The organism is Desmonostoc muscorum LEGE 12446, from assembly GCF_015207005.2.
GTDB lineage: Bacteria > Cyanobacteriota > Cyanobacteriia > Cyanobacteriales > Nostocaceae > Nostoc > Nostoc muscorum.
On record NZ_JADEXS020000001.1, the window covers coordinates 1,192,552 to 1,206,325 of the forward strand.

General features: G+C 37.4%; 12 protein-coding genes. 4 read left to right on the forward strand and 8 right to left on the reverse strand.

Translation table 11 applies throughout. The annotated features are described in order from the left end of the window. The first annotated feature begins 26 nt into the window (after positions 1–26). The 3 genes from IQ276_RS05100 (at position 27) to IQ276_RS05110 (ending at position 1,969) form a co-directional block, all read left to right on the forward strand. On the forward strand, positions 27–590 hold the full coding sequence (locus tag IQ276_RS05100) for a Uma2 family endonuclease (RefSeq protein WP_193919682.1): 564 nt from the start codon (positions 27–29) through the stop codon (positions 588–590). After that, positions 574–933: a flavin-dependent monooxygenase gene (locus IQ276_RS05105; RefSeq protein WP_193919684.1), complete on the forward strand. Its 360-nt coding sequence runs from the start codon at positions 574–576 to the stop codon at positions 931–933. The genes IQ276_RS05100 and IQ276_RS05105 overlap by 17 nt, the downstream gene beginning before the upstream one ends. Positions 934–1,624: 691 nt before the next feature. Continuing rightward, entirely contained in the window at positions 1,625–1,969 is a 345-nt protein-coding gene (locus IQ276_RS05110; RefSeq protein ID WP_190876248.1) for a DUF1815 family protein, read from the forward strand. 476 nt (positions 1,970–2,445) lie between these two features. Here the strand turns inward: IQ276_RS05110 and IQ276_RS05115 are convergent, their stop codons facing one another. From IQ276_RS05115 to IQ276_RS05145, 7 genes are all read right to left on the reverse strand, one after another. Next, the gene (locus IQ276_RS05115) at positions 2,446–3,897 is read right to left on the reverse strand and encodes a hypothetical protein (protein WP_235115449.1); all 1,452 of its coding nucleotides are present in this window, start codon (positions 3,895–3,897) and stop codon (positions 2,446–2,448) included. 381 nt (positions 3,898–4,278) lie between these two features. Next, complete coding sequence (locus IQ276_RS05120) at positions 4,279–5,988, reverse strand: Hsp70 family protein (protein ID WP_193916263.1); 1,710 nt, start codon at positions 5,986–5,988, stop codon at positions 4,279–4,281. Next, positions 5,985–7,649 (reverse strand): hypothetical protein, encoded by a 1,665-nt coding sequence (locus IQ276_RS05125; protein ID WP_193916266.1) that lies wholly within the window; start codon positions 7,647–7,649, stop codon positions 5,985–5,987. The genes IQ276_RS05120 and IQ276_RS05125 overlap by 4 nt, the downstream gene beginning before the upstream one ends. Positions 7,650–7,884: 235 nt before the next feature. Beyond that, positions 7,885–8,274 carry a hypothetical protein gene (locus IQ276_RS05130; protein ID WP_193916269.1) on the reverse strand — a complete coding sequence of 130 codons (390 nt, stop codon included), beginning with the start codon at positions 8,272–8,274 and terminating at the stop codon, positions 7,885–7,887. 203 nt (positions 8,275–8,477) lie between these two features. Further along, positions 8,478–10,058, reverse strand: coding sequence for a C2 family cysteine protease (locus IQ276_RS05135; RefSeq protein ID WP_193916272.1), 1,581 nt, complete (start codon positions 10,056–10,058; stop codon positions 8,478–8,480). Between the two features lie 382 nt (positions 10,059–10,440). Continuing rightward, positions 10,441–10,629: a hypothetical protein gene (locus tag IQ276_RS05140; protein WP_235115450.1), complete on the reverse strand. Its 189-nt coding sequence runs from the start codon at positions 10,627–10,629 to the stop codon at positions 10,441–10,443. A 174-nt stretch (positions 10,630–10,803) separates the two neighbouring features. Further along, positions 10,804–12,900: a CHAT domain-containing protein gene (locus IQ276_RS05145; RefSeq protein WP_193916275.1), complete on the reverse strand. Its 2,097-nt coding sequence runs from the start codon at positions 12,898–12,900 to the stop codon at positions 10,804–10,806. Between the two features lie 129 nt (positions 12,901–13,029). On the opposite strand from IQ276_RS05145, the gene IQ276_RS05150 reads away from it, so the two are divergent. Continuing rightward, positions 13,030–13,530, forward strand: a complete 501-nt coding sequence (locus tag IQ276_RS05150; RefSeq protein WP_190876249.1) for an acyl-CoA thioesterase — start codon at positions 13,030–13,032, stop codon at positions 13,528–13,530. A gap of 41 nt (positions 13,531–13,571) precedes the next feature. Here IQ276_RS05150 and IQ276_RS05155 read toward each other — a convergent pair whose 3' ends face one another. Then, positions 13,572–13,769: a hypothetical protein gene (locus IQ276_RS05155; protein WP_073641782.1), complete on the reverse strand. Its 198-nt coding sequence runs from the start codon at positions 13,767–13,769 to the stop codon at positions 13,572–13,574. Between the last annotated feature and the right edge of the window lie 5 nt (positions 13,770–13,774).

Genomic DNA, 13,774 nt, shown 5'->3' on the forward strand with positions numbered 1-13,774 from the left:
GTTTATATCAGGTAAGGAGCAGTTCAATGGATACAGTTGTGCTAAATTTAGAACCAATTCTTCGCCTTACAGATGAGCAGTTTTATCAACTTTGCATGGCCAATAAAGATTTAAGCTTAGAACTCGATGCAAAAGGAGAACTGATTATTGTGCCTCCAGTAGGCGGAGAAAGTGGAAATCAAGAGGCAGACTTAATTACTGATTTGAATATTTGGAATCGCCAAACAAAATTAGGAATCGTTTTTAGTTCTTCAACTATCTTCAGGTTGCCAAATGGAGCAAAGCGATCGCCTGATGCAGCTTGGGTACAATTGTCACGATGGGAAGCGCTAACTCCTGAGCAACGTCAAAAATTCCCACCATTGATGCCTGACTTTCTAATTGAACTCAGATCCCAGAGCGATCGCTTAAAAACTCTGCAAGAAAAGATGCAAGAGTATATAGAAAATGGTTTACGCTTGGGTTGGCTGATTAATCCTCAAGACGGGCAAGTAGAGATTTATCGACCAGCACACCCTGTAGAAGTACTTAAAATGCCAGCACTACTTTCTGGAGAAGAGGTTTTGCCTGGGTTTGAGTTACAAGTATGATTTTGACCAGATTTGTCCGATCGCCCCCCGACTCGACCTTGGAGCAAGCAGAATATTACACTGCTGGGTGATACTGCACATCCAGGGAGCATGTACAGCATTAGAGGATGCTTTTTTGGTGGCTAAGTGTCTCAAACAGCTTTTCAATCCGACACTAGCTTTCCAACAGTATCAATTAGAGCGGTTTCACCGCACAAAGGCGATCGTTGAGCAGTCCTTACAAGCAGGAAAAATGGGTCAATTACATCATCCTTGTGGTGTGGCACTAGGAAATACATTTATAAAACTTATGGGAGCAACCATCAGCAGTAGTTTTAAGTCACTTAATGCTGAGAAAGCTTAAATATAAACAGATGGCTGAAAGTATTGCCTAAATGGCAACATTATTTACCTGAGTTTAGGTATTGTCAGTGTTGAGTTTATTCATTGTCAATTCCACACTCCGGCTGATCTCTTAAGTACGTAGTTTTTGTATCGCAATTTATATTTACTCTGCAATTTACTACTGAATTTACCAATTGCGCTCTCATCTGCTCAAATATATATAGTTAGGAGGAACAAATTTGGTATACCTAATAATCTGTGCATACCAAAATCTACGCTAAAAACAGAACAGATTAAACATGCAAGCAAGAGGTACTATAACAACGCAAAACTACGTTAGAGACTCCCAGAGTAGTGAATTTAGCTGCACATCGTTAATAAAAACACAATATGTGGCTTTTCTGTAGTTGACTACTGGTAGATTTGAGTTACTCTTAAAGCGATCGCTTAGTGTAGAAATCTACCTTCACACAAGTGTACAAAGACATAAGTTAAATTTAACAATTCCATCCCAGATTTTGAACTTCCAAACTGAATAGTTTGATACGACGCTCAAAAGGCTGATGTACTACCCTAAACAAGGTAGTCAATTACCGACTCAATTTCATCTCTCTGGTAATTGTAATGAATAGTTTACAATACCAGTGGATGGAAAAATCTAAAGAAAATATAAAAGTGACTCAAATGACTGTGGTGTCTGGAGGACAAAAGTGTTTCTGAGACTAGCACATCAACATCGACAATTCGTACAAGACTTGGTAATGAACCTCCAAGCCTTGGCGGTTGTATTAGAGCGGCGTGGCTATCCTGCGTCCTGTTATACCTGTGGCGACCAAATGAATAGTGCATCATTTATGGTTAGCTTGGGTGATAACCACCTGATTCGGTTTTTAGTGTCGGATTACGGGATTACCTGGACAGAAATGCGGGATGATCGTGAATTAATGAAGTTAGAGGGTGCGGAGGCAATTAACCAGCTACAGGAGTTGGCTAATCTTGTCAAGCAATCTATGCATACTGATACAGACTCCAAAACTCTTGCTAAGAAGTGTTAAGGTTCCAAAGACCGATGGCAAATTACAAATTGATTTTCGGTAATCGGTGATTGGTAATAGCGGCTTGCTTAGCGATCGCTAATTATTCATTCTCCGTTACCATTCAGTGATTGGCTCGTTGCTGGCCTCTCGCACATTTTTTTGTATTTGCCAAAACTTCACGAGCCAAATTTTGAGCCTTAAGCTATCAGGTGTTAAAATGCACCGCTAATCACAATTAAGGGTATTTACTATATACAGCTGACTAGACTTAGCAAAGTGAACTAAGCCGCCCCATAACCAGAGTGACTTAGTTCAAGACGATTGCGACCAAAAACCCTAACTCAATCGTTATTTAGGTTCATCTAAATTGATGTAAGTATGAGGAAATCAGTAATTTGTATCTTTGACCCTAAACTACATATTATCTTGATTCCCACTATTCACATCATGAACGATAGCACCTTATTTTTCAGTATCAAACTCTCAAAACCTGGTTATAAGGCACTTGTTGATTCCGCCTCATTTGAAAGGTTTTCATCACTATTTTTGGTATTAGCATAACTACCAGAGAAATCATTTGTAACAGTAGTATTGCTTGTACCAGTTTGACTGCCAGAAATGGTGGTATCAGAAGAGTTTTGTTCATCAATTAGTTTTTCTTCTTGATTATTTTCAGTCTTTTTTAAGTCAAACTCTTGTTCTGATACTGTATATACATAAGCCTTGAGAGCGTCTCCAATAATACGATTATTTACACAATAACCAGGATAGGTAGTATAAAGAATTTTTCCACCTGATTCACAACCGGTAACAGCTTGGTGTCTTTCAGGATTAAATTTTGAGCCTTCATCCTCAATTAAAAATTCACCTGGGGGCTGAGCGTTTAGAATCTCTATAAGCAAATTTAGTCCTTTATCTATTAATTTATCCAAATTATTGCGGGGTACTTCAGTTGATTGATCCTCCGATATGATTAATTGCTTAATAATATCATCAGCAAAATCTTTGATTATTGATGATAAGTTTTCTTTTTGAAAAAGATTACGGTCGCTAATAAATAAATCACGCCCTTCTTGAAAAATTTTCTTTGATAGCAAAGACTTTATCCTCGCAATTTCTGCTTTGCGATCGGATTTTAAATCAGAATTTATCTGACAGCGATAATTAAATAATTCGTTACTGACAGCAGTAAAATCTTGAGTATTGAGCCGGATAAAATCCTGAGTCAGTGAATCTCTTTGCCGAAGTGAATCATCTGAAGTAATAGTGACTGCTTTATCGCGGTTTTCTTTGTCTAACTTACTTAATAAAGAAGTCACTCTAGAGTTGAGTTCTTTATTTTCTCTTTCTAAATCATCTATTCTTTTTTGTAGCTGAGTGATGGTATGCTTTTGTTGTCTTAGCTGTTGAATTTCTTGTTGTAAACTAACAACATTCTGCGTTTTTTGAGTCAGAATTGAATGGAGTTCATTGTTTTTTATTTCAATCTGCTCAATTTTAATAATCTGGTTATAAATCCTCGCAAGTGCATCAAGTACACTCTGAGGATTATTCAGTCCTTTAGCAATCTCTTTTGTTGGTAGAGTCCAATTTATGTTTACAATTCCAAAATTTTTAGCAAGCCATTCCAAGAATTTTTTCTCGCTATTTTTGAGACTTTCTACTTGATTTAACAGTCTATCCTCTTCGTTCAGAATTTTTATTTGTTCATTATAAATATGAACAAAGACATGATACAAATTCAATGGGTTATTTAAGGCATCTTTAAGTGCCTGATCTTTATTCAGATTCCACAAATTATTTTTGTCAAATAACTTTAGAATCCATTTATAAAATTCACTACTTTGACGGCCTCTCGAAATAAATAAATCTGCCAGACTATCCTCTTGATAATTTTTTTGTTCTGGCTGGTTTTGATTCTCGTGTCCTGGTGGTTGAGTATTCATCTCACTCTCCTAATTGTTATACAAATGAATAACGAAACTTGGTAATTATGTAGATTGTGTCGGTGATTGTTGATAATTAGTAGGGTCATGTTTATAAAATATTCGTAATTAACGATGATTTTTTAATAAACCGAACCCCTAAAATATAGGTATTATCTGTCATACCAATAACTATAGAAGTCCTAAATTATAGGTGAGAACTAAGAAAATCTTTAATATCTGCAAAATAAAGATTTTTCTCTCCGTCAATTCTCACGAATCATATAGGATTTCTATAGCCCTCTTTCATCAAAGAGAGGTGAAATATTGAATCTTCTTTGGCTGTACCTCGAACATTCTTTAATTTATCCAAGACTAATGAAAGAGGGATAGCAACTGACCTTAATAACTAGATGAAAAGCGAATAGAAGTTTTGTACTCATTACCTGATGTACGATCTATTGCTTTTATCTTAATTTCTGTCTGTCCGAAATAATATTTTACTTCTACTATTCGGTCAAGACCTCCTGTCGTAAATGGCATTTCTACCAATAGTTCACCAAGCTTAGTTACACTTGGTTCATCAGTATAACGAACTTCCTTTTTTGAAGTAGAGAAAAACTTTAAGAGCATATTTTTCTGATTACAGTCTGTAGGTACATGTGTAGATGTAATTTCCGCATCAACAGCTACTCTAGAGCCGATGTTAACCAGCGTGCTAAACCTATCCAAACACAAGTATTCTTTCAGGTCTGCTGCCCAAAATTTTTTGCCTTCTAGATCGACTCCTTCTTTAAACGTTGGCGTATAACTTACTCCATAAGTTAACCGACTTCGCCTTGCACGAATGACAGAAGGATTAACACCAAAAGAGGCTGCTCCTTTGAGAATAGCAACACCAGGACGTGGAGGCATAACAATTTTCTTGACTCTCTTGCCAAACTCCTTTTCTATACGCTGACGTAGTACAGGAGAAGTTGAGAATCCACCAACCAGAAACATAATGTCAACCCCTTGTTCTAACTTCCTGAACTCGCCTTCAATGGTAGAAACTAAACCATCTAAAGTGTGACGAAAAATAGCCTCCATCGTCTCACGACTGAGATAAATGTTTTCATCATCTCCGTTTTGTTCATCAGCCAATCTTTTTAGAACTTCAGGCTTGTATTTGTTAATGAGATTATAAAGTTTTGTTTGAATGGGAAAGTATATTACATCGCCACTGGTTTCTGGGTCAAAACCGCATTTTGTTCGCTCCCATTCATTCAGCATTGCTAAAAAATTTACAGGCTCTTCGTCTTGGAATTTCACTATAAGTTCATCAGAAAGTTTTTCCCGTAAGTATTCCAAAAAGCTCTTGTCTACATACATAGAGCCAAATGGTCCGCCTGAACCGGGAGCTACCTCATCAAGTCCACCACCTTCTTTTACCTCATGGACAGTGATATCTAGCGTACCTCCACCAGCATCAACGATCATCATCGTAGTACCTGGGGTGAGTGAGTTTTTATCAACTTCTTGGCAGTAGATAGCAGCCGCTTCTGGCTCTAATACTAAAAACAGACGTTCAGCTTCATCATCAGACGAACCAATCAGTCCAGCTTTTTGAGCAGCGCGGCGCATCAAATCTTTGTCTTCATCTTTCCAAATAGCTGGTATGGTCAAACACCATCGTATGTCTTCATCCTTTAATTCTCCAGATGTACTATTTTTTATTTCCTTCAGTGCCTCATCTTTAATGAGGCTGATATAATCGGCTATCAAATTAATAACAGGAATTTTTTCTCCTGTACCATCATGGATAACATAGGGTCCATTTTTATCTCTTTCTCCTGAATGTAATGCCATTTTGAAGTTACGAGCAAAGAAAAAATCTTTAGCTAGTCCCTTAGCTCGAAGTTCAGCTAGTTTTTTCATAGCTGTATAGCCCCAAGCCTGAATTTTACCTTCAGGAGAAATCAGCAGATGAGTGGCAGTTTTAGGATAGCTGCTGGGATTATCAGGCCAAATGTCGCGGAAGACAGAATCTTCCGATTCCTTGAACTTATAAGCAAAACCAGAACGAGATGTTCCAAAATCAATAGCAACGACTACTTGAAATGATGTGTTCATGATATTTCCCAAAATAAAGTTGGCCCTTTCTTGTCTACTTTGATATCGCCTTGAAACTTGAGATTATGCCAAATACTCAATAGAGCATCAGCTTCAGCAAGAGAATTCTCTTTTCCTAGTGATGCTAAACATTGACTGAGCATATTCAAAAAATCTTCATCGGCTACATCTATAACTGACTTCATCAGCTGCGTATCTTCAATTGCTTCTAGTTGTGATATGCCATGTATCCCTAACCAAGATTGGATAGAGTAATTAACCTGTTCTTTAGCTAAAGAATTATCTGGTAAAAAGGCGAGATTCTTTGCTAATTGCAAACCCAATTCAGGAATTTGGTGAGAGCGTTCATCTTGCAATACTTCATATATAGAACGATAGCCCTCAACAACCCATTGCACTACTTCTACAACTATCTTATTGTCTGGGATATCTTGAAGTAAATCAGGTAATAATTTAGGTAACAAAGGTGGTAATCCATAATGATTGAGATAATATGTGTCTATCAATAACCCAGATATCAAACAATTAGCTGTGATGATAACTTGGTAAAGTTCATGAATATCTTTCTCGTTAATTGTGTACTTTAGACCTAATTGACTTATATCAATATCAGTCTTTTTTAACTCTTCTTCATCTTGAAGAAGCTGGAAATTTCTCTGGATTTCTTGTCCATAAATTTTCTTAATTTCCTCTAAATTTTTTGCACTGGAATTTAACAATTTTTCTATGTGTTTTTGCCATTCCTTAGCTCTCTCTTTAGCAGAATCGAAAAGAATATCACGGTAAGGCATCTTAGAAATAATCGGTTCATAGAAATGTCGTTTTTGACCTAAGCCCCAATAAGCGACATTTAAGTTTAAATAATTTGTCAATATTTCTGGTTCTAGAACTAAAATAGGATTAGAATTTAGCATTCCAAATAAAACTTTAATACTAGCCCCTCCGGAGAATCGCTCATTTTCCCAAGCTCCGTCTAAAAACTCGACCAGTCTTCCTTGATGATTATAATTTTTCAAAAAATCTTTCAAGGCTGTTACTAAATCTTCCTCTAGACTAGGAAAACCTTTTGGAAATTTAGGAGGTGCAATGAAAACTTTGATTGGAATATATCCATCGTCTGGAGGAGATTCAAGAAGTTGTGTTGGTAATATTTTTAAAGGCCAGTTTTGAAAAATTTTTTGAATTTCAATCTGTTCTCTGGCTACTTTAATAGCTGTTTGGCGTTGGTAAGCAGCCATTTCTCTTTCAAATGCTTGCCTGTGGTTTTGTAATTCTAATTGCAAGCCTTGTTCCTGCTGAAGTCGCCATTTCTGAAACTTTATGCCTTCTTGATGTATGGCATAATCTACACTTTTTACAAATTCTTGCAGCTTCATAGCATACTGATTATCCAATTGTGCTTTTTCTAAAGCACGTTCGTAAGAAACCTTAGCCTGATCTGCTTGAAAATCTTGACTTTCTTTGTGTCGCAAGTATCCAAGTTGTAACTCTGCTAGCCGCATTTCTTGGCGTTTCTCTTCTAAAGCAGCATTAGCAGCGATCGATAGTTGTGTATTCTCTGCCGTAGTGTCAGCCATATAGCTTCCTTGCACAACTACGCCTTTGAGAAGTTTACCTGTAGATTTTGCACATGAACCTAACCAGCTCAAAACTTTTTTCATTTCTGAATCTCCATTTCTTCGACTTATTTAATATCTGCATTAGATACTGACAAAAAATAAATTATCCAATCTTGTGGAGTGGGCAATATGAGCGCTTTTGCGGGCGGGCGAGACGCCCACCCCACAAGAAGTAGTTGAGTATTTTTTGATTTGTCAGTTCCTTACCAAGTGCCATTCATCTATTGCAATAAAAACTAGGCAGTATGGCATGGCGTTTTTGTCACACTCTTGACTGTTAAAGTCGGTCAACATTTACTACTGGAGATTGAATCTCTTGTACTTGGTTAGCAATGCGGTAAGTTACCACTGCTTTGACTTGCCCTTTCGTCGCATAACCAACCTTGTTTGTCAAACGAAAATCATTTACTGAGTTTTCTAATGGTTTGAGGCGAATTTCTTCTGGTGTGTCTTTTACTAGTTGGACATTACTATCGACTGCATCTTGAATTTGAATTTTTTCAATCACTAAGTCGGCATTTTCTTGTTTGGTATTTTCAATATCGATAAATACAGTCGCAAATGCGATATCGCGATCGCTTTTAGCAGGCTGTCCTACTGGTGGTCGTTTCTCTTCTCTTGCCGTCAGTGTAACTTTTGCAATTGAAATGCCATTGTGATTAGTCATATTTACCTCCATTGCAGGTAGAATATTTGACGCAACTACAGTACAGGAACAACTCACGATACCAACTATTAAAACTAGGCAAAAAAATGTTTTATTCATGTTCACCGTTGCTCTGCATATCTTGTCTAAACACGCTGTTTTAGAAGGATAAAAAGTTAAGACATTGATTTATCCTTTCCAGCATTGCTTTAATTACTATTCATTTAAAATATCCAAGCTCGTGAAAAAGATTCCTTAATTTGATCCCAGGTGAGTTCAGCATGTTGAACACCCCAAGGATTATGAACACTGAATTTATCATTTTGTGGGTTATATCTAACTACATAAGCATGATTAGCAACAATATTATTTTTTACTAAATCAGGTTTTGACTCCATAGTAACTATTTCCCCAGATTTAATTTCAGAAATTATCTTATTTTCATCCTCATTATTTGGAGAAGTTAAGTCAAAGCGTTCCGAGGGTTGACCTGTAATATGTTCTATTGCATCACCTGAGTAACCACCTTGAATTTCAACATAAGAGTTTTTTGCATTTTCTTGCTTAAGCCGACCAGATTCATTCATTTGAGCATAAGCTTTTTCTACCACAGCCACCCATAACTCATGCTTATTAGGGTCACTACCCCAATCTGCATAAACTGCCTTACCATTTTCAATTGTTGGTAGCTCACTGTTGACCGTAACGTAGTCAGGGATTAGCTTACCATTCTCATCTTCTCTAAAGAAGCGGACACTGTAAGTACCATCATTATTGTCTTTAATCATTTCCTTAATTGTTTGAGGAGATTTTTCTGCTACAGCTGCTAAAGCGGCTAGGAGATAGCAGTCTCCAAGTTGTCCCTGTTCTACATCCTTAATGCCAACATCATTTTGAATATTAATATCGTATTGAAATAAGGAACCTTTAATCTTCTGGTAAGTAGGATAAGTAGGAGTTTTATCCTTGTTTGGTTCCTCGATTGGTTTAAGTTCAGGGTTCCCTTCACCCAAATACCACTTATCAATCAATTTATCCATTTGTTCGGCATTACTACCTGCGGAAAGGTTGCCTATTCCAGAGTGATCATTAGCAGGGTCGCCGTTGACGATTTTATTAGATAAAATACGTACATCTTCTGACATCCGTACTAAATTATCTTTGTCAACTATATTCCTTAAATCAGTCAATTCCTTTGCATCAATTTCACCACCATCTTTGGCCTCTCGCATGAGAGATATCATTTCTTGCCGATCTATTCCATCCTTAGAAACGGACTCACTAAATTTATGAGCTATCCCAGGATCTTTTAAACTCTGAGTCAAATTGCTATGTGGGTTATGTGATGTGTCAGAATTTTGCTGCGAATAGGATTCGTTACCTAAAGATAGTTCGTAAGGATTTTGATGCGAGTATGAGTATTCATTCAAAGGTTGTTCGTAAGTATTTTGTTGCTGATATGATTTGGTATTGAAGGATTGATCGTAAGGATTCTGCTGCGAATATGAGTATTCATTCAAAGGTTCTTCATAATGATTTTGTTGTTGATATGATTCTGTATTGAAAGATTGCTTGTAATCATTTTGTTGCGAGTATGAGAATTCATTTGAAGGTTGTTCATAATGATTTTTTGGGTGATATGATTCTGCCTTAAAAGATTGCTCATAACGATTTTCATGCTGATAAAATTCTGTATTTGCTGGCTGTTCATTTGAATTTAAATGCAAGGATGAATCACTATCAAAAGATTGTTCAAATGAGTTTTCCTCAAAGGATAAGTCAAAAAGATTATCACCATCATTCATAATTTTTTACTCCATAGCTTGCTGTGATTTAAGGCTCAAAATTTTGACGTATTTATCTGAGGGACTATTTTTAGCTATTTCGTGCTAAGTCTTGATAAAATTTTGAACATATCTTCGTAAAGACGATATTTTGTTCTACAAAGCAAGCTTATAAGTTTCCAGAAATTCTCTGAATTTTTTCTAAAAAGATGTTTTCCAAGTGCAAGATATTTTGATACGAACAGAGAAAAACTCTATCGATTTGATTGGATAAAGCGCGTTGTGCTTGGATAATTCGGAAACCCTAAATCACCTCGTTCCCAGAGCAACTTAGCTCAACATGGATGCTATTTAAACGCCCACGACGGAATGTTTAAGCAGTATTAGTAGGTGTAACATCGTATTACATAAAAGAAGCGATCGCCTCGCCTGATCGCATACCATTTCCAAAAATCTTTGGAACATACAAGTAAAACAGAGTATAAATCACCTGTAGGGGCGTACAGCTGTACGCCCCTACATATCTATCTGTATCGGGTATTTCGTGAACTGGTATGATATTCTCAAGACAGCGATCGCAGGCATACTTCATCGTTACAAATATGACTTACGCAAAATATAACGAAAGTAGCGGTAATTCATGAATTACCGCAACGCTTGAATAAGGCTTTTGGTCACATCTTGCGTAAGTCCTGAGAAAGCAAAAGCATTTCCTTTGTCTCTAATGGAGAACCGCAATATGAATTCTCAATTATGAATTTTTACTCTAAAGTCCGTTGCCAATCAAAATAAAAGGTGCCCAGTAGTATGGGTGACTAAAGTTACTAACTCGCGTTGCAGGTGTATTGTCATTTTTTGCCTTCGAGTTTCCTGTAATTAATGAAATTTGAGCTTGTCTTAGGGCTTCGGTTTTAGTCAGTTTCTCAGAAGAGAGAATATTATAAAAAGCACTCATTAGTGCTTGTGTACCACCATCATCCACAGACCATAACGAGGCGATGGCGGCTCTAGCGCCGGTTTGCTGCATTTGATAGCCAAAGCCCAAAATTTCTTCACCGTTACCTAATTTGCCTCCCAAGCCGGTTTCGCAGGCACTTAAGACTACTAAATCCACATTGGGGAGTGACCAAGTGGCGACATTTCTAAAGTTAACGCGATCGCCATTCCCGAATAAAATAAATGAATCTTCTGGTTTACCCACCACAAAAGCTGCATGAGTCGCTAAATGGACAATTGTATAATCATCCATTTGGGGTACAGTAACTCCGGGGGTAAAAGCATCGTCTAAAAGCTTCTTAGTTTCAGGAACCGCCGCCGCTAAACTTTCCACTTCCCGCGTTGCAAAGGGCAAACCAGCGAAAGCAACCTGCCGATTCCCAACTTTGATTTGATAATTTCCTTTAGTAAAAGCACCTGCTAAAACTCGCAAAGTAGATTGTTTTGGAGTGTTTAAATTAGTCAGGCTAGCAGATGTAATGTGATTGACACCAAAGCGCTGCACTAGCCATTGTTTGCCATCATATAAAGCAGTTAAAGGAATGTAGCGTAACTGATCATCTGGAGCGTAAATTAGAGTTTGTGTGCCTGAAAGTTTCAGGTCTTTTTCTATTGGTTTAATTAGCCAATTATACAATTGGCGTGCAGGTGCTTTGATATTTTGGCTGGGATTAATTAAAGCTTGGCGGAAATCTCCAATTGTTTCATGAAGATTTTCGCCTGTCACAGCAACAGTGCGGTGAATTGGTGGAGAATCAGGAGTTACTAATACCAATTCCAAGCTATCTTTTAAAATCAGTGGGTAGAGTAGTGCAGATTTTTGGGGCAATCGCGCTAAATTATCTCGAATTTGATTGAGACTTTCTAAATCCAAATTTTGCCGTCTAGCTGTACGGCTAATTTGTTCTATCTGCGCTCTCACTAGAGGACTATCAAGAAATTTGTTAAATTCGTCCAAGAGTTGCTGTTGATTTAATACTAACTGTTCGATGCGTTGTTTTTGTTGTGACGATCGTTCTTGGAGAGGAATTTTTCGGAGTTTTGTTAATTCTTTACCCAATACAATAGCATTATCTACGGTTTGATCTAACTTGTGTTTAATTGGTTTTTCTTCTGCCACTATATCAATACCTTTAGCGGTACGTTGATTACCTGGGACATTTTGGAGATACTCCTCTAGTTCTTCAACTTTGAGTAAATCCATTGTGCGTTGCGCTTCAGGAATACGTTTTTGTTTGAGTAATCGTTCACCCAAAATCCGATATGTCTGACTAACAGTAATGCTGTAAGCATCTGGTTGTGGTGCAGTTAGTGTTGATGGATTCAAACGAGCTTTCTCACGATTAATTACGCAACCTTTGTAGAAAAGAATTGCTAACTCTCGTTTATTTTGGATATCGAATAAGTAACCTACATTACTATAGGTTTTGCCAAGTCGGACTAGATCTCCGAGTTCTTTATTAATCAATATCGCTTGCTGATAAGATTGGAGTGCTTCGGAATACTTTCTTTGAGTTTGGTATACTCTGCCAATGTTGTTGAATGTTACAGCTTCCCAAGAACGCTCACCGTATTCTCTACTGATGGCTAATGCTTTTTCTAATCTTTGCAAAGCTTGTTGCGATTGACCTTGCTGAGATTGTTTGATAGCTTCTTCGTTGAGTCTTTCAATTTCTGAGAGTTGATTATTCTGGGGTAAAGCTTGAGCTTTTTCTCCCAAATGCCTAGACGCACAGCGGCTTGTCGTTAGACATCGCAACTTTGTATTCGTACTGACTTGGTGATTTTCTGGGTAGACCATCCCAAAACCTAGTACACTAAGTAGAGTCAAAGTTACAACACTAACATACCGGAGATTAGGCTGCATAACAAAACACTCCCTATACTCGGAAGTGTAAATCTTAAATCAAGAAGTCCTGGAACGCAATTAATTTTTAAACTACTCTATATTTATAAAATTTGTAGGTTCTGAAAATAAGTACCCAGAAACTTGAAAATGTCAGAAACAAAACCCAATCAACCAAAGTTATCACCAACTAGTGCCCTTGACAAGCCATCAAATCATGAATTTGAAAACTGGTTTGAATATCCTGTAAGAGTGCAACCCCACCACACTGACTATGCAGGTATTGTCTGGCACGGTTCCTATCTAACTTGGATGGAAGAAGCACGGGTTGAATGCTTGCGATCTATCGGTATTGAATTTGCTGATTTAGTAGCTTTAGGTTGTGATTTACCAGTTGTAGAATTGTCGGTGCGGTATCATCGTTCAATTCAATTGGGTATGGCGGCGATAGTTAAAACCCGTATGGCTGAGGTTACTGGCGTCCGGATCAATTGGGATTATGCCATTGTCTCAACTGATGGACAACAATTATACGTCACTGCCAAGGTGACCTTAGTAGCTTTAGATCGTGAAAGAGGTAAGATTATGCGTCAGTTACCGCCAAGTTTTAAGGATGCATTGGCTAAAATTTCAGCATTCAATAATAGTTGACCAATAAAATAATTCAGAATTCTGAATTCTGAATTATTTTTTTATTTGCCGCTTTGGATCTGCGAGAGAGTTTGAGCAAACTGCGTTATGTGATGCCAAATATCTTGCGGAGTAATGCCAAAACCGATGTTTAATAAAACTAGGATTGCCGCAATAGTTAATGCACTACTCACGGTTGCTTTCAGCAACTTCCACAATATTATGAAGACAATCCAAGCTACAATCAACGTAGCAATCATAATAT

What these genes read in the sequence shown, in the direction of transcription:
- IQ276_RS05100 (WP_193919682.1), top strand. Translation starts at nt 27, where the DNA reads ATGGATACAGTTGTGCTAAATTTAGAACCAATTCTTCGCCTTACAGAT.
- IQ276_RS05115 (WP_235115449.1), bottom strand. Translation starts at nt 3,897, where the DNA reads ATGAATACTCAACCACCAGGACACGAGAATCAAAACCAGCCAGAACAA.
- IQ276_RS05120 (WP_193916263.1), bottom strand. Translation starts at nt 5,988, where the DNA reads ATGAACACATCATTTCAAGTAGTCGTTGCTATTGATTTTGGAACATCT.
- IQ276_RS05125 (WP_193916266.1), bottom strand. Translation starts at nt 7,649, where the DNA reads ATGAAAAAAGTTTTGAGCTGGTTAGGTTCATGTGCAAAATCTACAGGT.
- IQ276_RS05130 (WP_193916269.1), bottom strand. Translation starts at nt 8,274, where the DNA reads ATGACTAATCACAATGGCATTTCAATTGCAAAAGTTACACTGACGGCA.
- IQ276_RS05135 (WP_193916272.1), bottom strand. Translation starts at nt 10,058, where the DNA reads ATGAATGATGGTGATAATCTTTTTGACTTATCCTTTGAGGAAAACTCA.
- IQ276_RS05140 (WP_235115450.1), bottom strand. Translation starts at nt 10,629, where the DNA reads ATGAAGTATGCCTGCGATCGCTGTCTTGAGAATATCATACCAGTTCAC.
- IQ276_RS05145 (WP_193916275.1), bottom strand. Translation starts at nt 12,900, where the DNA reads ATGCAGCCTAATCTCCGGTATGTTAGTGTTGTAACTTTGACTCTACTT.
- IQ276_RS05150 (WP_190876249.1), top strand. Translation starts at nt 13,030, where the DNA reads ATGTCAGAAACAAAACCCAATCAACCAAAGTTATCACCAACTAGTGCC.
- IQ276_RS05155 (WP_073641782.1), bottom strand. Translation starts at nt 13,769, where the DNA reads ATGATTGCTACGTTGATTGTAGCTTGGATTGTCTTCATAATATTGTGG.